The sequence below is a fragment of the Flavilitoribacter nigricans DSM 23189 = NBRC 102662 genome (assembly GCF_002646595.1).
GTDB classification, from domain to species: Bacteria; Bacteroidota; Bacteroidia; order Chitinophagales; family Saprospiraceae; genus Flavilitoribacter; species Flavilitoribacter nigricans.
Window position 1 is genome coordinate 1 of record NZ_PDUD01000012.1, and the last position, 22,614, is coordinate 22,614.

A 22,614-nucleotide genomic window follows, 5' to 3' on the forward strand; every position below is an offset into this window, starting at 1 on the left:
GCCGGCCACCCGCCAATCGACATGATTTAGGTAAAATACCTGGTATTTGCGTTCTGGATAGCAGATTTCTTTTATCATTTCACCCAGTCAACTCATTCTTATTTAATGCGATTGCCCTATTGGGAAAACGCTTTCGTGAAAAGAATTACTAATTTTTCACTACCTTGTGTTCTATTAAATACTATCATTACATACTTCTTCCGCAACCCGTATAGGTCGATAACCAACTATGTAAGTTTAATATACCCTATCGGTCTATCTACTTGAATTCCCTACTATCTTTTCCGCGTAACCACTTTCTATTTTGCAGCGACATTGGTTAGTTCCTGACGTTTCGACACCGTCGGAATAAAGGCAATTTGAGTGTAGTGTATACAGACCGAAGTGGTTTAGGAAAAACCCTACATCATGGTATGTCGAGTATAACTTCTCCGCATTGATCACCTCCTTTTATTTTGGCATAGCGTATTGATCGCCCGACGGGATAAGCTTTAGGTAGCCCTTTCCGGGGAACCTGCTTTCCTACCGTGAAAATGGAGAGCGGAACCGATTAAATACCCTATCTACCTACCGGCAGCGAACAAATGAAACCGCCGGGTACTTATTGAGAAAGCGATAGGTAATGCTACAAAAATAAAGGGGGTAGATGAAAGGTATCAGAATTCCCAACTATCAAAAACAGGTGAGGATAATATCAGATATCCTCAGAACAAAATGATCGCAAAAGAAAAAATCAGTATTAAAAGGTTTTGGCAGCCGAGCATGATGCTCATCATCTCCTTACTTACCTTATTATTCGTTTTTCGCAAACAATCCAATATGGTGGATGAGGTCCATCACACCTGGGAAGTGAAGTCCCTGTTGTACGAGATCCAGAATAGTATCAAGAACGCGGAGACCGGGCAGCGGGGTTATCTGCTGACCAAAGAAACCGCTTATCTGGAGCCTTTCCATCAGGGCAAATTGGATTACGAATCATTCCGGAACGACGTGCAGGAGGTGATCAAAAATTCCCCCGATCAGTTGGCAAAGCTGTCCAAATTAGACAGTCTGGCGACCCTGAAGATGGAGGAATTAGAGGCCAGTATACAGTTGGCGGAGCAGGGGAAGGATTCCCTGGTCTTGGAATTACTCAAATCGGATGCCGGAAAATTGTACATGGATGATATCCGGACTTTACTCAGAGATATGCTGGATGAGGAGACGCGTCTGCTGGAAATACGCGAAGAGAATTTTCGACTCTGGCGATACGGCAGCTATACCCTGCTCTTCCTGTGTGCACTCCTTTCGGTCTATCTGGTAGTCCGCCTGTACAATTATGTCATGCCCTTTTTTGAAGAATTGGTTAATGCCCGGAAGGCCCTGCATAATTCAAATGCCAACATGTCGGAAACCATTGCCGTTCTAAAGGCCGAATTCAATGAAAAAGAAAATGAGCTACGGCAGAAAGAACAGCAACTGAAGAATTTGAGCGAAGAAATTGAGACCCTGAACCGGGATCTCAAAAAACGGAAGAAATGATGGTTACGGAAAAAGCTTCTATCTATTATTATTCCAACCTGCCGGTACATCAGCTTGCTCCCGAAGACCTGCTGTCCGAGGTCAGTAACTTTTCTGTAGTGCCCGAGGATTGGGTGTTGATTGTAATGGATATCGAAAAATCCACACAGGCCGTACGCTACAAGATGCACCGGGATATCAATCGCATCGCGACCGAAAGTATCATGGCCACCCTGAACGAAATGAAGTTGCTGAATCCCGATATAGCTATTCCATTTTTTTACGGTGGCGACGGAGCCTCCTTACTGATCCCCGGAGCCTATCTTCAGCAGATCCGGCTGATGCTGGATGATTTTCGCTACCACATCTATACCAATTATTTTCTCAATCTTCGGGTTGGTTTTCTCGCTATAAAGGATATTTACGAACGCGGCCACGCCATTAAGCTGGCCCGGCTTTCCCACCACCGGCATTTTTCCATTCCCGTGGCGCTGGGAGATGGATTAAAAGCCGGAGAAAGGTTGATCAAGGACCGCCTCGTTAACGAACGGAAAGAGCCCAGTCAAAGAATGTACGTGGATACCGAAGGCGTTTCCTGTTCCTGGCAAAGCATCAAATTCCAAAAGACGAGTAACCGGACACTGTGTTTTATCGTGTCGCTGCGGGATCTCTCCCAGCAGGCCTCCACCCTGGCCGGCATCAATCAAAAGATAGCCAGTATATTCGGGAACTACCCGGAGCGAACCATCTTTCCGATCAAATACCTGGAGCGAAAAAACAAGATCTCGGCTATTTATCTGCAACAGATGAAGTTTCCCAATCCATTGAACTGGGAGTATCTGGTAGTTAAGGTACTCGGGAAATACTATTTCAGATGGTTCCAGCGGGGACGGGATTTTGCCGAAAAGCTCTCGACGAGTATTTTGCCCACGCTTTACGATGGAGATTACGCCGACATCCTGATCGGGACCAAGGAACAGATCGCCACGTTTATCGGACATTTACAAATGCTGGAGAATAAAGGGATCCTGTTTTTCGGAAGTTTTATTTCCCACCAGGCGATCATCAAATGTTCTATGAACATTGACGAGAACAAGACCATTTACTTACTGGACGGCGGTGAAGGCGGTTTCACTTCTGCGGCAAAAGTGATAAAGCCCAAAATGCGCAAAGACTGAACTCCGGCGAAAGCATCCTCCGGAATGCTGCGAAGGCAGGCAACCAACAGGTTTGGAGAACTATACGTCAGTACATCCATCTCCAATGATCAACAACAATCAACTTACCTTTAAAATTTCACCAACCTGCACCCTGCCAGGCAGGTGTTTTTTAAACCTAGCATAAAAATAACAGCCCCTTTCCCAGCCGTAACGAACTCCAAAGACCTCATAGTAGTTTATTTTATAAGACAAAAACTAAAAGTTAATCTTTTTTCAAGCGTTTTCGCTGTGAAACCAGTTAACTACCCGAAAGCCATGCGTGAAGTAAATAATCCCCAAAAACTCAACTGTGTGCTACTGGTGGATGATGACCCGACCACCATTTTTCTGCACCGTTGGGTAATTGATCGGATGCAGTTGGCGCATCAGGTCAAAAGTGCGAACGACGGGCAGGAAGCGCTGAAACTGCTCGCTCAAAACGAGGAGCAGACCAACGATCAGGTTCCGGACCTTATCCTTTTGGATATCAATATGCCGGTAATGAACGGTTGGGAATTTTTGGATGCCTACGAGAAACAAAATATCGCAGGTTCCCTGCCGCTGGTGATAATGGTTTCCACGGCACTGCCCACCGAGGGGCAGCAAAAAGCTGCGAAGAAACGCGACATCCCGCTCGAGTTTTTGGAGAAACCCCTAAAAAAAGAGAATCTGCTAAAGGTTGTCCAACAACACTTTGCTATGAATACTCCGGGATAAGGTAGCATGATAACTTCTGCCGAGGCGAAAATTCCTCAAATTAATATGTATTCAGGATGATGGATTGACTTCAGCGGATTAATCCTCATTTCGCCTCCCTTCTTGTTCTAAAGTGAAGTAGTCGAGGCTTGAGCCGAATGCTCCTTACCAAAAGCTATAGTGAACCTGTTGTTTTGGTTAATTCTTTCCGGCTCGTACGGCAAAAATGTTGCACTGCCCCTCAGACCATTTCCCAGGAATCATCTTCATTGATGGCCAAAGTGTGCGTTTCCAATTCACCATTGACCATTATATCACAGGTAAACCAGGGACGTTCGAAATCATCAATGGTATATACTTCAACTACTGGATCCTGGGCAATGATCCGTTCTATGGTATCCGCCGTCCAACCGGGCTCCTCTACACCCTGAGCAATTTCCTGCTCTCTCTGCACCTTATCCTCCTCCGGAACTTTAAGGAGGCGAATTTTATCTCCGATCTTCAATTTTTTCCGGTCCGGCATAATAGTATTTTTCAGATGTTATACGAATTGACCTATTGCCATTACAGTTGCTGGTTCAGTAGAAAAACGTTGGATGATGGCCTCGACAAAGCCTGCAGCCAAATCCACTCCTTCCGACTTTCGCTATTTGCGCAAAATACCGCGCTTACGCCCAACCGCAAGAGTAACTGTTTGGGTAACCCAAACAGGCCGGTTTTAGTTTCCCCATTCCCTCCGCTATCTGCAGTTCATTTTCATTGGCAACAACCATCAGCGGTCCCGATATGGGTTTGGGATAGGCTACGGATCGCGGGGCTTAGGTCCTGAAGAACGGTAAAGCTTCAAACCAGCCCAATCTTTCCTCTCGATAATTCACCTGCTTACTTATCTATTTGAAAGTCAAATAACCAGTAAAATCAGCGGATATCCTTATCTTCAAAACATCTACACGCTGCTATCTGATAGTTTGGCTACCACGAAGTTGCCAGCCCATCCGAACACCTTTAACCAATTAAGCAACTATGATAAGATTTTTTCGGAAGATCAGACTAGAGAGTTTATCTCTTGGCAAAACAAAAAAATATCTCCAATACGCTCTGGGAGAAATAATCCTGGTAGTTATCGGGATCCTGATCGCGATACAAATAAACGAGTGGAACCAGAATCGTATTGAGAAAAAACAATATGCCATCATCCTGCAGAATCTCGAGGATGAATTTAATCAGACGAAAACGTTACTTACCACTCTAACTTCGCATTATACATCAGGTATCCAGGCCAGTAGTAAACTGATGCACCAATTCGGTTCAGATCAGAAGATCTACTCCGTTCCACAGATTGACACCTTGCTGGCCCTCTCTATGCAGCAACCTCCTTTTTATCCGCCTCAACCCGTACTGGCCGAGCTGATGAATTCGGGAAAGCTAAAATCTTTATCCAACAAGGAACTAAAGCAACACTTATTTGATTGGGAGGCTAACGTCCGTTGGCTTCATTTTGACTACGATCTTTTTATAAGTTTTAGTAACGATCAATTTCAGCCCTATATCAACAAAAAATGGTCCTGGAAAAATATTGACCTGGCGGAGGGAAATGAATTCCATGATGCCAGAAGCACCTTACTGGATACCGATATCTACGGCATTTTTCAGGAATTGGAATTTGAAAACCTGATCGACTCCAATTTATTCCACTCCAATAGGTTGTACAAAAGGCTGGTAAATATTGGAATTTTGATCGATAATATCCTGAAGCAAATTGAAGTGAGTTTGCAGGATTAGATAAAAAGCTCGTCGTTGCAAATGACGACCAGCGACCCCGATGTAGGTTTGGGATATGATTATGATAAGGAGAGCGGGAAAAAATCAAAGATCAATGAAATTAAAAAATTGGATCCAATTATTTTTACTAGTGGGTCTTATTTCGTTGGGTGTATTTTCTTCCATGAGGAGTAGAGCATTATTAAACAAATGTTCTAAAAGCACTAGTGCAGTGATCATCGATAAATATCGAATCAAAAGCAGAGGGTATTTTATAAAATATGCTTATAAAGTTAATGGATCTGATTATGAATCCAGTGAGTCAATTAAACAGAAAATTGAGGTAGAGTCTTTTCACATTGGAGATACTCTCGATATAAGCGTTAGTTGCTTAGATCCAAACGTGAGCAAGTTTAAACCTCTAAAATCAGGAGAGAAAAATAAAAATTGATCTATTGTCTATATGGATTGCTAATACAAAATTGGGGATGGTGAATCTCCATGCACCACCCCACAATTTTCACTAATTAATCTAAGTTGCGATGTAACTTAGGTAGCGGGTATAGAGTAGCGGGTAGAGGGATTACCTATCGTTAAAATGGAGCAAAATCGCTCATTTTAACGGTTGCAGTCTCTCTACGCTTTACCATCTACTCTCTACAATTCAAGTATCGCAACTTGAATAAATTACTTACAGATCTCTGCATACTCATAGATATGCTTTTCGAAATCTGCCCAGCGCGGATTGTCGCCGTATTTTTCGATCATTTCCGGACAGCCTTTGTAGATGAGGTTGAACTCATCTTCGTAGTGCTTTTTCTTCAGGCGAAAAGCGGTGTCCGTGCCTAACTTAAGGTAATAGGACTTTTTGTCACCGCCGACCAGATCGACCCCACCGATACCGAGCGAAGTAGTTTCCTTCGCTATCGGATCGTGGTAGACCCGTACTCTACCGGCTACGGTAGGGTTAGCCAGTTGCATGATCAGTTCATGGGTTTTCTTACCGATCCGTACCGGTGTTTTTTCCAGGTAGACGTAACCTTTCCCGATGATGTCCTTATCCAGGTCATTGCTACCGTCCCATTGCTTGGCATCAGTTAGAAACTCCATACCGGCGCTGAATTTGGCAAATCCGGAAGGCATTACGTAGAGGTGTTTGATCTGATCCGGTTTCATTTTTACTTTATTGCCGTTGAGATCCTCAAATTTGATCTTTTTGAGAAGCCCTTTTTTCCAATCGTAGTCTTTAATGTTCCCCTGGAGTTCGGTGCCATCTTCCAGTGTAAGATAGGCCGTTTGTTTCTTCGAAAAACGAATAAATGAAGGCGAAAATCGTTGTGCCTGCAAAAAGAGCGCAGCACCCAATAAGAGCGCGAATGTCATCAGAGTTTTCATGTAATTTGAAAATTTTATAGAAGGTTAATTAATTGATGATTTGATGGCCGGATGGTTTATTGCTTGATCGTTTACCAATCCCGTAGATTAACCGTAAGGCATATAGCCCTTGCCATGACAAAGTCTTACAGTTGATCAGGGTCTGAAAAATTTGCGGGTCTGCATCTGTCCGTTCAGTTCAAACTGCAGGAGCAGGAAACCATGGAGATGGCTGATATCGTAGCGCTGATGCGTCGGCGTCTGCAAAGATTCCAGTAAGCGACCATCCTGGGTGAACACGTGTACCCGAACCTGCCCGAACTCCTCCGCCAGAACCTCGAAAGTAGTGGGCGTTAGCTGCACTTCAAAAGCCGGTTCGATCCGGTTATCACGAACAGCGGTGGTCACCTCGATATCCAGATCTATATAATAGAGTTCCCGCCCGATGGAGGTATCCAGATTGCTGAGAAAATAAAGTCGGTCGTTTTGTACCCCCAGTAGCAGGATCGCATCTATGAAGACAGAGGATTGGTTAAAATTGTAAAAATTCTTATAGCTACCGTCTTCCAGATCGACGTAATACAATTCCGGTCGGAACCCGTTGGAAGTGCCGGAAGCAATAAATGCATACTGGCCCGCCGTCAGAATATTAGAGATATAAGAGCTGATCTCAAATAAGTTTTGGGTGCCGGCGGCTGTACCATCCGAGTAAACCAGAAAATCATCTCCGAAGAAACCTTCTGAAACCGCGAAAACCATTTTGTCCTGATAAGCAGCGTACTGGATACCCGTACCCTGGGTGGCCGAGAGATTACTGGAAGCGTACAGCAGTTCCTCTTCACCCGAGACACCATTGATGCCGTAATATCCCAGATTACCGAACCAGCCCAGAGCCTGACCGGTGGTAAAAGGATGGAGCCTATTGGCTGATGCACCACTGATGTCCAGTTTGGAGAGAATGCCATCCGATTTTTGGTAGACATAAGTACCATTAACCTCCCCGTTAAAGCTATCATCGACGCCAAAGACCAATCCGGCCTCAACTTCGCTGAGACCAAATACATCGGCAAAATTGGAAGTCTCTGTCGTCTGGGCGAGCAGTACGGCAGTTCCCTCGGCCACGGTGTAAAGTCGAACCGTATCGTCAGCCGCCTGGGTAAGAAAAGCGATCTCCTCCCCGTAGGTGGTATAATTGTTAGACGCCTGCACATAAGCAGAAGTAAACGCTACGCCGTCGAAGACACTTTCGTTTTCCTGACCATCCGTCCGGAACAGTTCCCCGTCGTATGTATAGTACAGATAACCGGAAGCTGAAACGATCAATCCCTGCGGAGTACTGGTCGGGTGCGTCCCGGGATCAAAAAACAGCGTAGTGCCATCCGGGGTACCGTCCGTCACCCAAAGGGCTCCGCCGTTGGTGGCATCAAAAGCCGAAAAGAAAACTTTCCCCTGGAATTCGGTGAAGTATTTCGGTTGGGATGATGCCATGCCTGGATTTACATCCTTCAGTACAGCTAATTCACCGTTTGTTACAACAGCTACTTCTTCTCCGATGTCGTCACCGACGATGGGAAAGATAAGATGATCCTGAAAGGTAATTCCCTGAAAGTTGAAAAAATTATAGCTGTCATTTTCGCCCGAATTGAAATCCTGCACCAGCACGGGGCTTTGGGCGAAAGCGCTTAGTGCAAGCCAAAAGAGTGTGAACGCGAGTAAAGTCTTTAATTGCATTTACTAAATGATTTTATTGATAATTATTGAGTTTGCGGCATACCGGGAACTAGTCTCCCGTCGATGTAGAGAATGGTGTCCCAAGCCAATTGAATGACCTGGTTAGCAAAAATGCTTCCATTGACAGCGCACTCGCGAGCGCGCTGAAGTCAGTGCCTGGTTACCTCTAATTGTCGTTAGCGTTTTTTGGAAAGATTAAATAAGTGTGGGATGGGGATCTTCAATGATGGTGCCCCTGGAACAGGAGCCGATAGTCCGGAAAGAAGGAATCAAATGTTTTTGCATGATCAGAGATTGAGCGTTTAGGTTTAAGAGATGCTATGTTAGCATTTCTTAGATTATTTTTGATCAGAGATGATTTAACCTAATATTTTCAAATGTAAAAATAATTGTTAGGTCTCATATTATAAAGCGAAATGGAGCCTAATTCCGGTGGCGTAATTTTTACCGCCGGAAGCGTTAATACTGCTAACACCCTATTCAACCGGTAAAGTTCCTCCAGACCAAAGATTTAGTAACTTTGGTAAGTTTTAATCACCGTTATTTTGTCGGTTGATAATGGGCGTCTTTGCAAACAATGACCAGCGGTTCCGATGAGGATTCGGGATTGGCCAGGGATAGCAGAAGCGAAATTTTCAACCCGGTAAATTGTCCGGTTGCTCATACCTGTTCGGATAAGTAAAATATACTAAGCTATGGAACTCTCCAACCATCACGCCAATACCTTACTGCTGGACATTCATCAGGATATTGAAGAATATGCCGATGCATTCGCCACGAAAGTGCTCGATGAAAAAAATCTTGATTTTCTAACTTATCCGCCCAATTGCGGCTTTACGGATCGGGAAAGAGCGGAACTTCAAAAACTTGCAGGGAACGACGATCTGAAAAATGCTTTCAGAAAGTTACTTGCCGACCATGCAGCCGGGATCGTATTCAATATCCTGAATTTATTCGACGGGACGGGATTCCCCAAAAATGATGAAGACGAATGGACCGGAATAAAGCTGGTGGACGAGGAACCGGTCGAGTCGGCAACACCGGTAGATGATTGGCTGCATGACAAATTCTATGAAACCTATTGGGACTGGAAAGCCATTCGCGGCCATAAAGGGTGGCAATTAGACACAGAAACGTCATCCGACCAGGTCGATTAATTCTCCTCACTCCACCTTCCTGAACTCCAGCGTCTCCCCTCCCCTACTTTCCAGGAGCAGTACATCATTCTTTATGCTATACTTTTTGTTATCCTTTAGGATGCGATGAAATTTTTCGGACCATCCCGGATAACAACCGCGGGCGTCCGAGAACAATTCACCGCTGGTATAGTAGGTATCTTTCAGCTCGATATCGAGACCAAAGGCATTGCAACCGTTCCAGCCGCCCAGTTGCTTTTTTTCGAGATCGAAGCGAATCGTCGGTTGCGGTTCATTGGGGCTTTGGTAGACTTTTTTGATATCGAACAGGGTATCGTTAACTCTGGTGAGTTCCCAGTAATTCATTTCCAGCGGATGTAATTTTTTCCTCAGAAAAAGCATGGAGTTGTCACCATTTCCGTAGATCTGCAGGGTGTCTCCGTTGAGGGTATAGGCTTTGATCTGCATCAGTCTATCGAAGAAATCATTTTCCCAGACATTGCCCCCGCACCCCATTTGGGTGGCGACTACGGGCTCGGGAACGACGATCTTATCCGCCTCGAAATAGGCCGTTCCCCCGAACCCATTGCAACCGGAATGCCCGCCGATCTTATTTGAGGCGGGTGACAGTTGCAATTGAGGCTGCGGGGAAGTAAAACCGTACACTTCGGTCATATCGAAAAGGGTATCATTTACCTGATCCAAGATCCAGACTCCGGCAATAGTGGATGCTGTATCTAGATGCTCTACATCATTTTCCGCCGGAGGTACGGTATCTGCGGGGCGTTCGGGTCCGCATCCGGAAAGGATTAGCAATACTAATGCGATGAAGATTAATTTGTGCATAGTCTCATTTTAAGAAAGATCAGGGATGGATATTTCTACTTTTTTCCAGATGAACAGCTGGAGAAAAATGATGTATTGCATTTTGCCCCTGGGCATTGAGTAAAAGCCGCAACCACTGCAAATTCCCGGAAAGCAGTTGCCGGTTAGCAGAGCTGAGTACAGCTTCTGCTAACCGGCAACCTAAAGATGATTGAGATATAGTTGGGCTAGTTAATGGCGGTCGGGTTGTAGGTTGGGGTTCTTCTTTTAATAGGTTTTGTTTATAGGTTAGTGGACTGCATCTTATCGGATAACGTCTACTACTGTTTCCGGCAGACGATTTTTAGCCAGGATGATATCTTTGAGCTGCTGACGGGCAGTGTGCAGTCGGCTTTTGATGGTTCCGATCGGGATATTCAGTTCTTCGGCGATATCTTTGTATTCGTATCCCTGGAAGTGCATCATAAAGGGAATGCGGTAGATATCATTCAGTTGGTCCAGTGATTGGTAAAGTTCCTGGATCCGCATATTCATTTCTCCCTGATTGACGAGTGGGTTCTGTCCTTCCAGCGCGTAGGCCAGATTTTCGATCGGCTCGCTTACCGTCCGCTTTCTTTTGGCTGAACGGCACTTATTAATGAAAGTATTGCGAATGATGGTGGACATCCAGGCCCGGAAATTGGTGCCGGTCTCAAAACCGTTGCTGTAACGGAAACCGCGGGTAACCGCATCCTGGAAAAGATCCTGGGCGTCCTGGTAGTCTTTAGTTAGTTTCAGGGCAAATCCGAAAAGTTTGTCTTGGGTGTTCTTCAGCTCGCTGTTAAATTCTATACTCGTCATGGCAGTTTTATATTTAAGTAGTTTACTTTTTTATTCACATTCTACCTCTTACTAAACAAACGGCGTGCCAATTTTATAATATATTGAATATCAATGCTTTGTAAACAAATCACATTTTTCAGTATTTTATTTTTTGATTTTATTTAATCACTAGTATTTAATTTAATCCATTCTTAAACTTTTATGTTGCCTGATTCGGGCTAGAGTCATTGCGCTCAGAAAAAATAAGCATACTGTTTTGGAAAGGTGAAATTTTCGGTTAATCATCGATTTATTCACCTGATCTGGCATGCCTGAAGGTGCAACTGCCATTTCTCGCATATTGTAATTTGAAAACGGAGGAGTGAAGTCCTCAACCTTTGATTGCTGGAAATCCCGATAGTTCCTACAATTCTATCTAGCAGAACGGGGTGAGCGAATAGTAGCAACTTTGGGGTTACAGGATTGGATCATTGCCCCGAAAGCAGTCTTCAGAATATTGACGCAGCTTTCCGGTTTTTGGTGGTTGATCCCTAAAACTTCACTATTAAGTAGTCCATTCAAGCGTATCGTCGGGCGGGATTTTTAGTAAACGATTATTGTCTAGGTGGGGAAACAGCATTTTTTACGGTATTTATCTTAACTTTAGTACGCATTTAAAAGTTGTTTGAAGTTAGCTTCTGAAATTTGTTATGACCCCATAACGAATATAAAGAGCTGCTTTGAAATTTAAAGGGGCCCCAATTGAGACAGATCCGCATACAAACTATCTCTTATTTAGCGAAAAATGAAAAGCGAAAATTTGTCTTCTCCCCTTTCAATTCTGCTGTTGGAAGACCAGCGGACCGACGTTATGCTGGTCAGCCAGACTATCCGCAAAGAATTTCCGGATGCTTCGATTGAGGTTGCGCAGGACTGGGCGTCCTATGAAGAATTGATACAACAGGAGTCTTTTGACATCATACTTTCTGATTTCAATCTTCCCGCGCACAATGGCCTGGATGCTCTGGTGCTGGCCAGGAGCATACTTACGCATACGCCGTTCGTATTTGTTACCGGAGCATTGGACGATGAAGAACTCGTCGCCAAATCCATTCTCCGGGGGGCGACCGGCTATGTACTCAAGAAGAATCTTGGCAGATTGCCCTCCGCTATGACCAAAGCGATAGCTAAGAAACGGGCAAAACGGGCGAAAGCGAAACGCAAAGCCGAGTTAGCCGAAAAGGAACATTTGCTGCTGGACGAACTCCGCGCTATCCTAACCCGCGCCAATCTCTGCGGTCAGTCAGTAATAGGAAGGACCATGGATGAGCTATTGGCCATAAAGAAACAGGCGGATTGTTGTGAACAATGCAGCCGGAAAGAAACACCTGATTCATTCCCCTCTGTAAACAATTCTTTGGCCAAACCGACCAATCGGCCGGAGGATTAGTCGACTGAGGATAAGGCGCTGATCGGCCTGCCTGTTGCTTTGAAAGCAAGTTGAGACCGGGAATTATCTATGCTTACCAAAGTCTGTACCTAGCAATAGGCGTTTTAAAATTCAGTAGTGAAAAAGATACGCCGAATTAAGCCTTACCCGTGACCGTGCTTCAACACCCCGCTAGCTTCCCAGTCTCCGCATACGCTTCGGTCGATCGTCTAGCACAACGTTCGCTCCTGTTGGATCGCTTTTTTTTGATCTGTAGAAAGAAAAGAGGATCAGTAAAAAAGAGCTGAACGGAAAATCGATCTTTCCGGCGCAAATCAGCGTAGATTTTACATCTTTTAAAACTCCTTAGCAATATTTTACTTGGGATCAATATCCTATAGCAGTAGGTTTGTAAAAATTAATCTGACTGACTATTTATGAAATACATGCCCGTATTTGCCCTGTTCGTGCTGTTGGTTTTTCACACCGCCTGTGGACAAAACCAAACAAACCTTTCAAAAGTAAACACCAGCTTAGCAACCAAAGACATCTCCCCTTCCCCGGTAACTGATGATCCTAAAATTTACAGCAAGTACGAGTACCCGGATTCTACGGGTAAGCGCCTGATCATAGAAAACGGTTTTCCACGAGGCGGATCCCAATACATTACCCCTGATGGCGAAGCGTACGGTTATGCGATATTTTGGACCCGCATAATCAATGGAACCGACCATCCTCTGGAATTGAATATTGACTTTTTAGATACCTATGAGGTGCCGTCTGTTCCTGGCGAATACTTTAAGTTATCGGTTCCTCCCGATACCATGACTCTCGATCATCTCCCATTGTTTAACTACGGTCTGACCGATTTAGATGCTTTTTTGGATGATCACATCCATAAACCGTCAACGCTCAGAAGAACGGTTCCACCAAAAGGATCGAGTGGTTTTTATGTACTAAAACTTAGCCAAAGGTCTAAAGGAACCTATGGAGGTGGTGACATACTGCGAACTGAACTTATTCTAAAAGGGCAGGACCTTTTTTATACCGCTTCCTTATTTAACCGCCAGGCCCCACCATCAATCATCAGCGAAAAAGAAATTCCCTGTGGTAAGATTGATCTCACCCTGAAGTAATTCATAGATCATGAAATACATAAAGATTTATGCTTTCTTCTACATCGATAAGCTTTCGACATTTTTACGCGGCGGACTTTTTATTTTAGCTTTTGCAAGTCAAAAGATACATTGGTTAACGATAACTGAGCGATGAATAACGTGGGCGTACAACGATTCGCTACCAACAATAAACCATGAGACATTCCTCCTTGATCATTTTATCGCTATTACTAATCATTGGGTGTTCGGACAAGCGTGATCCGCAAGCATTACCAACTGCTACCAAACCGAATCCGGAGAACTGGCCCACTACGGCCTGGAAATACGATACCTTAAAAAGTTCCGCCCATTTTAGACCGTTGATCGACTCCTTCCCCGGAAAATATTCCCTGTTGATCGTAAACAATGGACAGATCGCATTCGAACATTACCAGGAACCGTATGCAAAAGATAGCCTCATCCATGTCAACTCCTGTACCAAAACCGTCATTTCCCTATTGTTTGGGGCCGTATTCAAAGAACAGTTGGACCTTAACGAAAACAGGGCGGCTATTGATTATTTTCCGGAATATGCGATTAACGATTCACTTATCCGGAAAATCAAGGTCCGGCATTTTCTTTCCATGAGTAGTGGATTGAACTGGAAGGGTGGCATTGATGCCACTGACGTCATCCGGATGTCCAATACCTCTGATTGGGCGAAGTATGTATTCGAGCGTGCAGTTGCCGAACCACCGGGAGAAAATTTCCACTACAATAGCGGAGGTACGCAGGTCATTTCAACAATCCTGCACAAGCAGACCAATGAGGGATTAATGGCCTTTGCCCAGGAACAGATATTCAATCCGTTAGGGATCTCAGCTTTCAAATGGGATCGCACCCCGAAGGGGATTCCTAAAGCGGGCTGGGGCCTCCACCTTAAAATGCAGGATATGGCCAGATTGGGTTATTTATTGCTCAAAAAAGGAAAATGGAACGATGCACAGATCCTATCCGATGAATGGGTCGCAAAAATGTCAGCCAAACACATTGCTGCAAACAGCGAATACGATTATGGCTACCAGGTCTGGATCCCCAAAACCATCGGGACGGAGGGTTTCCTGTTTCGCGGTAGTTATCCGCCATCCACAAAAATTGTGGCCGTATTACCGGAACTCAACTCAGTGGTAGTTTACGTAGGCGAAAATTACCACACCATTGATCTGCTTCGGGATTTCATTGTACCGGTGTTGAAGAAAGGCTGGTAGATTAATTTGCAGTATATCCGCATCTTTAGTTACTATAGCAATACCATATATCCATGATGAGGTGGCGGGGCGCATCTGCCGGCTTTACCCCGGCCGAATACCCCAGCTGTAAGTAGAAAAACAATACGGCTGCAGGGCTTCGCTTCTGGCCAATCTCCCCCAATTACCTTCTGCAACAGGAGAACTTTCAGCTCCCCTGAGTGCGCTACTGGGCCCGATTCACTATCTTTGACAGCAACCATGCCCATTTTGTGGGACACACCATGTGTATTTTTTCCACGGTGGCCGCATTAAACGCTTAATCATAAATCATGAAATTAAACACAAGTGTACTTGCCAGAAAGATCCGGCTTAATTTTACTAAGCCCCTCTACCTCCTACTGGCCATCCTGTTATTGTGCAGTCACGATCTGTACCTAAAAATGGAGACCTACTTCCTGCAGCCAGAACAGGAAGCGACCTTAAGCCTGTACAACGGTACTTTTGAGCGCAGCGAAAATACTATCACGCGCGATCGCATGTCGGACGCTTCGATTGTCGCTCGGGGAGAAAGAGTAGCCATCGATCCGGATCAATGGCAAGACCAGGACAGCACCATCACTCGGTTAACCTTTACACCCGGGGAAGCGGGAACTTATGTAGCAGGCGTTTCCACAAAAGCCAGAAACATAGAACTCTCCGCCGATGATTTCAATAGCTACCTCGAACATGATGGTGTTTCGGATATGCTCAAATACCGTACGGATAACGGCTTACTGGATGAGGATGCAGTAGAAAGTTATCAAAAACATGTAAAGGCCATCTATCAGGTCGGTGCGGTCAAAACCGACGACTGGAACACCGCCCTGGGTTACCCTATTGAGTTTGTTCCACAGGCAAATCCTTATGAAAAATACAGTGGTGACCAATTAGAAGTACAGCTACTGTTAGACGGAAAGCCGCTTCCCAACCAATTGGTGTATGCCGACTATATCAAAAGCGCTAACGCTCATACCCACAGCGACCCTGGCCAGGAACACGAACATGACGGGGAAGCCCATTCCCACGAAACTGCACAGAGTGACGGTGAACATGAACATGACGGGGAAACTCACTCCCACGAAACTGCACAGAGTACCGGTGAACACGAACATGACGGGGAAACTCATTCCCACGACCACCCACATGATGACGATGCACACGAGCACGATGGGGAAGCGCATTCGCACGACCACCCAGACGACGGCGATGCCCATGAGCATGCTCCCGAGGCGCAGGCCGGGGAAGCGCACACCCATACCAGCGGGCAGCAGTTGCGCACCAATGACCAGGGGATCGTCGCGGTCGAATTGCCGGGAGACGGCATCTACTATCTACGTACTATTCACATGGTCAATGTTATGGATAGCGATGAATTAACGCATCAATCTAAATGGGCAACCCTGACATTTGAGGTGACTCACAATCACGATAGTAGCACCCACACGCACGAGGAGCATGAACACGAGGCGGGCATTCCTACCTGGGTATTCATATTGGGTAGTTTGCTCACGATTGGCTTGTTATTCTTCGTCTTCAGCAAAAAGAATTCATGAGGCAAATAAATTTAAGGCAAGCACTACCGCTGTTATTATTGTTCGTTCCGTTCTTAGGGTTTGCCCATGATGTCACAAGTGCCGATCAGGAGCTTTTGCGCGACGGTGGTTTGTGGGCCTACATTCGGGTGGGCGCAACGCACATGCTTACCGGTTATGATCACTTACTTTTTTTGGCCGGTGTTATCTTCTACCTGAATAATTTCAAGGATATCCTGAAATTCATCACCGTGTTCACGATAGGGCATTGCATTACTTTGATAGGTGCGACCTACGCCGGAATTACGGCCAATGAACACTTAGTGGATGCGGTTATCGCCGGGAGCGTTCTGTACAAGGGTTTTGAAAATTTGGGTGGTTTTGAAAAGCTAAAGGTAAAGCCACCGGATCTGCTGCTCATGGTAGGTATTTTTGGTTTGATCCACGGCTTTGGGCTTTCTACCCGCTTGCAGTCTTTTGATACCGGGCAGGAACAATTTCTGGCAAAGATCCTGTGCTTCAACTTGGGCGTGGAAATAGGACAGGTGCTGGCGTTGATCCCAATTGTTTTCATCATTACGCTTTCGCGAAGACACAAACAATTTCCCGCTTTTTATAAGGCCGTGAACTGGTACCTGGTATTAGCCGGAATAGGTTTGCTCGGGTATCAACTATACGGCTACTTCAACGGGCATTAGCCATAAGGCAGACAGGATCATAATATCGGACATCCGGAAGTCTGGCGAATCCTAACCCCCGCCCGACAGTTTACTATTTTCCTGTGCACGGTTTGGACCCCTGACCGTCGTAAGTGCGTCAGGACTAAACTCATCATACATTATACTTACATCAGTCATCCCAAATTTTGAGTTGCCCCTGTAATCGGCGGGTTTCCTGCGGCAAACATCATGTATTTTGTTACGCGTTGCGGATTAGCTAACCCGCCTCGCAACAAATTGATATCCAGCCTCATAATCGAAGCTTTTTCGATTCTTCCGAATAAGACGAAAAAATTCGGGATGCTCCAGTTTTCTTCAGCTTAGGATTTACATTTTGCTTACATTTTTTTACGGGCGATCTGCCGGTCCGGAACAAAAATGTCGTAACCTTATTGTCTATAACCTTTAGGGCTCACCAACAAAAAATATCCCGTGCTTAAAAACCACTTCACTATCGCGATCCGCAATATACTCAGGCGAAAGTTTTTTGCGGGCATCAACCTATTGGGCATGACGGTAGGCATCACGGCCTGCTTGCTGATCGCCCTGTATATCATTGACGAATATAGTTACGATCGTTTCCATGCCGATGCCGACCGTATTTACCAGGTAGGCCTGCATAAAAAGATCGGAACGCAGGATGAGCGTAGCGCTTCCACCTGCCCGCCGCTGGGTGATGCGATGATATCCGAGATCCCCGAAGTGGAATCCACCCTCCGGATCCATCCCTGGTCGAAAGTGGATATGCATTACGGAGAAAAGGCCCTGACCGTAGATAAAGCGTTTTTTACGGAAAGTAACTTTTTCAACTTCTTTTCCTACCAACTGATCGCCGGCCATCCCGGGACCGCCCTGAGTGAACCCAATAGTATGGTGCTTACCGAACGGACCGCCCGCAAATTGTTCGGTGATGAGGATCCCCTGGGGAAATTGGTGGTCATCGATCAGGTGGACAAGATAACGTATCGAGTGACGGGAGTAGCCGCCGATAGCCCGGGTAATTCCCATTTTAAATTTAATGTATTGCTTTCGCCTGGTGCGGATAGCTATTTCAAAGTAAATGCGTGGCTCAACAGTGGCGTGTTCACCTATTTTTTATTGAGAGAAGACGCCACCGTTTCCGCAGTAGAGCGAAAACTGGACGATTTGGTAACGCGTTACGTAGCTCCCGAACTGCAGAAGTTTCTGGGCAATAGCCTGGAGCAGATGCGCGAAGCGGGTGGCATTTACAGTTACTATACGACCAATATTACCGACATCCATTTAAGATCAACCTCCCGGCATGATATAGAACCGGGCGGTAGCCTGATGTATATGTTGATATTTGGCAGTATCGGGATCTTTATCCTGGCCATTGCCTGTATCAATTTCATTAACCTGTCTACTGCCCAGTCTGCCCGTCGGGCAAAAGAAGTTGGCCTGCGCAAGACGCTGGGTGCACTGCGTAGCCAGATGATCGGGCAATTTCTTACCGAGTCCATGCTGTACAGTTTGCTGGCGGTGGCCCTCGCCTTGGCGTTTTGTGGCTTTTTATTGCCCTTTTTTAACCTGCTTTCCGGTAAGGAATTGTCGATGGTCAATTTACTGGACAGCAAATTCATGCTGGGAGCCGGCCTGATGTTGTTGATCGTGGGTTTACTGGCGGGGAGTTATCCGGCATTTTACCTCACCGCTTTCCGGCCCGTCGAAGTCCTGAAAGGGAAAGTCACGGCCGGACTGCGGAGCAAAGGCATCCGGAGCACATTGGTCGTCTTTCAATTTGCCATTTCTATTTTCCTCATCATTGTTACCTCGGTGGTGTACCGGCAGATCCATTTCATGCAGGAACGGCAACTGGGTATGGACAAGGAGAATGTGTTGTTGATCGAAGATATGTATAAACTTGGCAACAAAGGGGAAGCATTCCGGAATGCGGTTGCCCAGCAAACCGGAGTTTCCAGGGTCAGTTTTACCGCCGTCAAATTCCCCGGCACCTACATCTCTACGGTCATGCGCTCCGGACAATCGCCAGTAGAGCATACAATTGCCAATTACTATGCGGACTTTGAGTCGCAGGAGGTACTGAAGTTTGAGATGAAGGAGGGCCGTTATTTTTCAAAAGACTTTCCTTCGGATTCATCGGCAGTCGTCATCAACGAGGCCGCCGCCAAACTATTTGGATTTGACAAACCGGAAGGCCAGGAAATTCAAAACAGTCCCAATGCCTATACCTTTGTCCCCTTCCACCTTATCGGCATCATGAAAGATTTTAATTTCGACAGCTATCGCGACCAGGTGCGCCCGCTCGCGGTCTTTTTAGATCGTGGCCCGTCCCCCATTCTGATGGTGCGCTACGATGGCAACGCCAAAAAACTGATCGACAATACCTCAAAACTGTGGAAGGAATATACCGGCAGCGAACTCTTCACCTACTCTTTTATGGATGAGAATTTTGACCAGCTTTATCGTTCCGAGGAAAGGATCGGTCGGGTATTAGGTGTATTCTCCGGCCTGGCCATTTTCATTGCCTGCCTCGGCCTGTTCGCGCTTGCCGCATTCACGGCTGAACAGCGCACCAAAGAGATCGGCATTCGCAAAGTATTGGGCGCATCGGTGCGCTCGCTTTCCCTGGCGCTGACGAAGGAATTTATCGTGTTGGTGGTCATCGCCTTCGTACCCGCAGCCGCGATAAGTTGGTGGGCCTCCTCCCAATGGCTCAACGGATTCGCCTATCGGGTAGACATCAACCTGTTTATTTTTGTGGCAGCCGGTTTTTCGGCCATGGCTATTGCCTGGCTTACGGTAGCATATCGCTCGATCCAGGTGGCGCGTGCCAATCCGGTAGATTCATTACGCCATGAGTAGGGCAGCGGAGCTGGAGACTAGGAGATCGGGAGACGGGGAGATCGGGGGACGGAGAGAGCGGGAGACCACTAAAAATTTACTCATGAAAATATTCAAAGTCAATGGCCTGAAATATACGGCTATCCTACTGCTTACCATTTCTACTTTTGCATCCTGCATGCAAATGCAAAACCGATCAGAAATAACCACTGCAACCAAAGCCGATAAATACGGGGCATATTTGTCTGAATTACACGCCAGAGGGCAATTTAATGGGAACGCCCTCATCATCGAAAATGGGGAAATGGTGTTCCAGGGAACCTTTGGAATAGGCAATTTCGACCCTGTTGATTCACTGGAACTGAATTCGGTATTCAGGTTAGGCTCCGTGAGTAAACAATTTACGGCGATGGGGATTATGATCTTAAAAGAGGAGGGTAAACTATCCTATGATCAGGATATCAGAGCATTCATTCCCGAGCTTCCCTATCCGGGAATAACGATAAGACACCTGCTCCATCACACATCTGGGTTGCCGGACTATTCGAGAATTATGAATGAGCACTGGAAAACAGATTTAGCATACGATGACCCGGAAAAATTTATTGCTGGTAATGAAGATATCCTTAAGATGTTGGTTGTCTACCAACCCCCTGTTCATTTTAAACCCGGAGAAAAATGGGAATATAGCAATACTGGATACAATTTGCTTGCTACCATTGTTTCCAGAGCATCTGGGGAGCCATTCCATAAATACCTACAAGAACAGATCTTTATACCGGCCGGGATGGCTAACACTTCCGTCTATCACTATATCCCCAGTTTTGATGAACAAATGCCGAACCGGGTCTTTGGATTTGGCACGAAATTCAATGGAGTTGATCGGTTCTCTACGGACGCCCATTACCTGAATGCAGCCTACGGAGAAGGTGGCATCTATTCCACGCTGGAAGATCTTATGAAGTGGGACAACATATTGTATACAGATGTGCTGGTCTCCGCGTCCACCATAGAGGAAGCCTTTTCCCCGGGAACCTTGAACAACGGAGATAAGACGGATTACGGCTTTGGTTGGTTTATTGATACCTCACCAAACGGTAAAAAAGTGGTCAGGCACATGGGTGGCTGGGCTGGCTTCTTAATCAATATTTACCGGGAGATAGAAGAAAACAACTGCATAATAACCTTAACTAATAACAATAGCCGGTATTTCAATATGGATGATGGTTTAATCGACATCCTTCACAACCAACCACCTAAATTCCCAAGAACATTTATTGCCGATGTAATTGGAAAAAAAGTTCAGAATGAAGGGATCACAGCCGCCATAGCTTACTATCAAAAATTAAAAACGGAGCAACCGGATCACTATATCTTTAATGAATATGAGCTTAATTTTCTGGGATATGAGTTGCTGGGGGATCAAAAGATAGATGAGGCCATCGGTATCTTTAAGTTGAATCAGGAGGAGTACCCCCAATCGGCCAATGTCTATGATAGTTACGGTGATGCATTACTGGCGCAAGGAGATACGGCCCATGCCCTGTCAAATTTCAAAAAGGTGGAAGCCATAGACTCCACGTTTTTTGGTATAAAGAAAAAAATAGACGCGCTTGAAGCAAATGCTATACCTGGCAAAGCATCTAACAAGTAGATGGGGGTGAATAATAGAATTGAAATTCCTATTTTTATTAGAAATAAGGCAAGCTGAAAAGTCCGCAGATCAGAACCGCTACTTTTTCTAAACAAGACCGTTGGCAGTAATACGAGCAACACTAAACTTCCAAAATGAAAAAGAACCTTCCATACGTTGCTATCATTGGAATAGCAGCATTCGCTGGTAACATGATTAACATAGGATTAAGCTATGGAATTCATTGGCAAAGTCTTGGCCCCTCGGAATTTATGAAAAGCTTTGCGATTGACTTTCCATTGCTCCTGTATCCTACAGTTGCGACTTTATTGCCGGCATTTGTTGCTACCTTGGTCCTATACTTTTCAACTACTGCAGGAACAGATGCAAAGCGGAATTGGCTTTATGCATTAATCGGACTGCTACTAATAAATGTAAAGACCGTTGCCTATCACTTACCGATGAACTTAGCATTTATTGATCAGGCAATTGAATTGACCGAAGTGAGTGGCAAACTAAATACCTGGTTGATCTTTCATTGGATAAGAATTGTTGTTGCAATCGCAGCAGCCATTTATGCAATGAAAGGATGGAAATGCATGATAGAGAATAGGTAAAAAACTACTGCTAAAGGCTAAGGATTATTCCAATGAAAAAAGCACTTGCATTTTCCTTTTTAACTGTTCTGGCAGCGCTGGTTCTGTGTCTGTGCTTATATCCGGTTCCTTTTGACCCTGTCTCCTCTGATTATCCCAGTAATCCGGGATCCACCGGTCCTTATAAGAATAATGAACTTCCTACGGCTAATCATCTACTCTTGGATATGGGAAAAGGACCTGAAGATGTAACCATTCACCCTCCGCAAAAGCAATGAAAAATTGAGACGTAAGATCCTGATTTCGATTTCATCACGATAGGATCATGAATCACCCCGGATTTTATAAAAGGCGGTGTATGACCTCAGAGAGGTCAAATATTCGTAGAATTTAGCCTGGATAAGCGTTTTCCGACCTCAGGGAGGTCGCACATTTACCACATTCCTCCATGTTGTGCGACCTCCCTGAGGTCG

At 45.4% G+C, this 22,614-nt stretch carries 20 protein-coding genes; 15 read left to right on the plus strand and 5 right to left on the minus strand.

What is annotated here, in order from left to right; genetic code table 11:
- Positions 1-762: 762 nt before the first annotated feature.
- The 3 genes from CRP01_RS08365 (at position 763) to CRP01_RS08375 (ending at position 3,416) form a co-directional block, all read left to right on the plus strand.
- On the plus strand, positions 763-1,521 hold the full coding sequence (locus tag CRP01_RS08365; protein ID WP_170110280.1) for a CHASE3 domain-containing protein: 759 nt from the start codon (positions 763-765) through the stop codon (positions 1,519-1,521).
- The gene (locus CRP01_RS08370) at positions 1,518-2,678 is read left to right on the plus strand and encodes a DUF3095 family protein (protein WP_099149579.1); all 1,161 of its coding nucleotides are present in this window, start codon (positions 1,518-1,520) and stop codon (positions 2,676-2,678) included. The genes CRP01_RS08365 and CRP01_RS08370 overlap by 4 nt, the downstream gene beginning before the upstream one ends.
- A 270-nt stretch (positions 2,679-2,948) precedes the next feature.
- Positions 2,949-3,416 carry a response regulator gene (locus CRP01_RS08375; RefSeq protein WP_143473316.1) on the plus strand — a complete coding sequence of 156 codons (468 nt, stop codon included), beginning with the start codon at positions 2,949-2,951 and terminating at the stop codon, positions 3,414-3,416.
- Between the two features lie 220 nt (positions 3,417-3,636).
- Here CRP01_RS08375 and CRP01_RS08380 read toward each other — a convergent pair whose 3' ends face one another.
- Entirely contained in the window at positions 3,637-3,918 is a 282-nt protein-coding gene (locus CRP01_RS08380) for a hypothetical protein (protein WP_099149581.1), read from the minus strand.
- A 500-nt stretch (positions 3,919-4,418) separates the two neighbouring features.
- Between CRP01_RS08380 and CRP01_RS08385 the strand changes: the two genes are divergently transcribed.
- Positions 4,419-5,177, plus strand: a complete 759-nt coding sequence (locus CRP01_RS08385; protein ID WP_099149582.1) for a DUF6090 family protein — start codon at positions 4,419-4,421, stop codon at positions 5,175-5,177.
- A 94-nt stretch (positions 5,178-5,271) separates the two neighbouring features.
- Positions 5,272-5,607: a hypothetical protein gene (locus CRP01_RS08390; protein ID WP_143473317.1), complete on the plus strand. Its 336-nt coding sequence runs from the start codon at positions 5,272-5,274 to the stop codon at positions 5,605-5,607.
- 236 nt (positions 5,608-5,843) lie between these two features.
- Here CRP01_RS08390 and CRP01_RS08395 read toward each other — a convergent pair whose 3' ends face one another.
- Positions 5,844-6,551 carry a YgdI/YgdR family lipoprotein gene (locus CRP01_RS08395; protein WP_099149584.1) on the minus strand — a complete coding sequence of 236 codons (708 nt, stop codon included), beginning with the start codon at positions 6,549-6,551 and terminating at the stop codon, positions 5,844-5,846.
- A 135-nt stretch (positions 6,552-6,686) separates the two neighbouring features.
- Entirely contained in the window at positions 6,687-8,261 is a 1,575-nt protein-coding gene (locus CRP01_RS08400; protein WP_099149585.1) for a hypothetical protein, read from the minus strand.
- Between the two features lie 695 nt (positions 8,262-8,956).
- Here CRP01_RS08400 and CRP01_RS08405 point away from each other — a divergent pair.
- On the plus strand, positions 8,957-9,418 hold the full coding sequence (locus CRP01_RS08405; protein WP_099149586.1) for a hypothetical protein: 462 nt from the start codon (positions 8,957-8,959) through the stop codon (positions 9,416-9,418).
- Positions 9,419-9,424: 6 nt separating this feature from the next.
- Here the strand turns inward: CRP01_RS08405 and CRP01_RS08410 are convergent, their stop codons facing one another.
- Positions 9,425-10,243, minus strand: coding sequence for an META domain-containing protein (locus CRP01_RS08410; protein ID WP_099149587.1), 819 nt, complete (start codon positions 10,241-10,243; stop codon positions 9,425-9,427).
- Positions 10,244-10,525: 282 nt separating this feature from the next.
- Positions 10,526-11,062 (minus strand): RNA polymerase sigma factor, encoded by a 537-nt coding sequence (locus CRP01_RS08415; RefSeq protein ID WP_099149588.1) that lies wholly within the window; start codon positions 11,060-11,062, stop codon positions 10,526-10,528.
- Positions 11,063-11,828: 766 nt separating this feature from the next.
- Here CRP01_RS08415 and CRP01_RS08420 point away from each other — a divergent pair.
- From CRP01_RS08420 to CRP01_RS41840, 9 genes are all read left to right on the plus strand, one after another.
- On the plus strand, positions 11,829-12,473 hold the full coding sequence (locus tag CRP01_RS08420) for a response regulator (protein WP_099149589.1): 645 nt from the start codon (positions 11,829-11,831) through the stop codon (positions 12,471-12,473).
- Positions 12,474-12,889: 416 nt separating this feature from the next.
- Complete coding sequence (locus CRP01_RS08425; protein WP_099149590.1) at positions 12,890-13,588, plus strand: hypothetical protein; 699 nt, start codon at positions 12,890-12,892, stop codon at positions 13,586-13,588.
- A gap of 176 nt (positions 13,589-13,764) precedes the next feature.
- A complete protein-coding gene (locus CRP01_RS08430) occupies positions 13,765-14,817 on the plus strand; it encodes a serine hydrolase domain-containing protein (RefSeq protein WP_099149591.1) in 1,053 nt (350 codons plus the stop codon).
- A 311-nt stretch (positions 14,818-15,128) separates the two neighbouring features.
- Positions 15,129-16,391: a DUF4198 domain-containing protein gene (locus CRP01_RS08440; protein WP_099149593.1), complete on the plus strand. Its 1,263-nt coding sequence runs from the start codon at positions 15,129-15,131 to the stop codon at positions 16,389-16,391.
- Positions 16,388-17,068: a HupE/UreJ family protein gene (locus tag CRP01_RS08445; RefSeq protein ID WP_099149594.1), complete on the plus strand. Its 681-nt coding sequence runs from the start codon at positions 16,388-16,390 to the stop codon at positions 17,066-17,068. Before CRP01_RS08440 ends, CRP01_RS08445 begins: the two co-directional genes overlap by 4 nt.
- A 453-nt stretch (positions 17,069-17,521) precedes the next feature.
- Positions 17,522-19,933 (plus strand): ABC transporter permease, encoded by a 2,412-nt coding sequence (locus tag CRP01_RS08450; RefSeq protein ID WP_099149595.1) that lies wholly within the window; start codon positions 17,522-17,524, stop codon positions 19,931-19,933.
- 82 nt (positions 19,934-20,015) lie between these two features.
- Positions 20,016-21,566 (plus strand): serine hydrolase domain-containing protein, encoded by a 1,551-nt coding sequence (locus tag CRP01_RS08455; protein ID WP_170110281.1) that lies wholly within the window; start codon positions 20,016-20,018, stop codon positions 21,564-21,566.
- Between the two features lie 134 nt (positions 21,567-21,700).
- A complete protein-coding gene (locus tag CRP01_RS08460) occupies positions 21,701-22,162 on the plus strand; it encodes an anthrone oxygenase family protein (RefSeq protein ID WP_099149597.1) in 462 nt (153 codons plus the stop codon).
- 32 nt (positions 22,163-22,194) lie between these two features.
- Positions 22,195-22,419: a hypothetical protein gene (locus CRP01_RS41840; protein ID WP_143473318.1), complete on the plus strand. Its 225-nt coding sequence runs from the start codon at positions 22,195-22,197 to the stop codon at positions 22,417-22,419.
- The last annotated feature ends 195 nt before the right edge of the window (positions 22,420-22,614 follow it).

Excerpts from the sequence above, each read along its gene's own strand:
- CRP01_RS08365 (WP_170110280.1), top strand. The coding sequence starts at position 763 with ATGATGCTCATCATCTCCTTACTTACCTTATTATTCGTTTTTCGCAAA.
- CRP01_RS08370 (WP_099149579.1), top strand. The coding sequence starts at position 1,518 with ATGATGGTTACGGAAAAAGCTTCTATCTATTATTATTCCAACCTGCCG.
- CRP01_RS08380 (WP_099149581.1), bottom strand. The coding sequence starts at position 3,918 with ATGCCGGACCGGAAAAAATTGAAGATCGGAGATAAAATTCGCCTCCTT.
- CRP01_RS08385 (WP_099149582.1), top strand. The coding sequence starts at position 4,419 with ATGATAAGATTTTTTCGGAAGATCAGACTAGAGAGTTTATCTCTTGGC.
- CRP01_RS08390 (WP_143473317.1), top strand. The coding sequence starts at position 5,272 with ATGAAATTAAAAAATTGGATCCAATTATTTTTACTAGTGGGTCTTATT.
- CRP01_RS08395 (WP_099149584.1), bottom strand. The coding sequence starts at position 6,551 with ATGAAAACTCTGATGACATTCGCGCTCTTATTGGGTGCTGCGCTCTTT.
- CRP01_RS08400 (WP_099149585.1), bottom strand. The coding sequence starts at position 8,261 with ATGCAATTAAAGACTTTACTCGCGTTCACACTCTTTTGGCTTGCACTA.
- CRP01_RS08405 (WP_099149586.1), top strand. The coding sequence starts at position 8,957 with ATGGAACTCTCCAACCATCACGCCAATACCTTACTGCTGGACATTCAT.
- CRP01_RS08410 (WP_099149587.1), bottom strand. The coding sequence starts at position 10,243 with ATGCACAAATTAATCTTCATCGCATTAGTATTGCTAATCCTTTCCGGA.
- CRP01_RS08415 (WP_099149588.1), bottom strand. The coding sequence starts at position 11,062 with ATGACGAGTATAGAATTTAACAGCGAGCTGAAGAACACCCAAGACAAA.
- CRP01_RS08420 (WP_099149589.1), top strand. The coding sequence starts at position 11,829 with ATGAAAAGCGAAAATTTGTCTTCTCCCCTTTCAATTCTGCTGTTGGAA.
- CRP01_RS08425 (WP_099149590.1), top strand. The coding sequence starts at position 12,890 with ATGAAATACATGCCCGTATTTGCCCTGTTCGTGCTGTTGGTTTTTCAC.
- CRP01_RS08430 (WP_099149591.1), top strand. The coding sequence starts at position 13,765 with ATGAGACATTCCTCCTTGATCATTTTATCGCTATTACTAATCATTGGG.
- CRP01_RS08440 (WP_099149593.1), top strand. The coding sequence starts at position 15,129 with ATGAAATTAAACACAAGTGTACTTGCCAGAAAGATCCGGCTTAATTTT.
- CRP01_RS08445 (WP_099149594.1), top strand. The coding sequence starts at position 16,388 with ATGAGGCAAATAAATTTAAGGCAAGCACTACCGCTGTTATTATTGTTC.
- CRP01_RS08455 (WP_170110281.1), top strand. The coding sequence starts at position 20,016 with ATGAAAATATTCAAAGTCAATGGCCTGAAATATACGGCTATCCTACTG.
- CRP01_RS08460 (WP_099149597.1), top strand. The coding sequence starts at position 21,701 with ATGAAAAAGAACCTTCCATACGTTGCTATCATTGGAATAGCAGCATTC.
- CRP01_RS41840 (WP_143473318.1), top strand. The coding sequence starts at position 22,195 with ATGAAAAAAGCACTTGCATTTTCCTTTTTAACTGTTCTGGCAGCGCTG.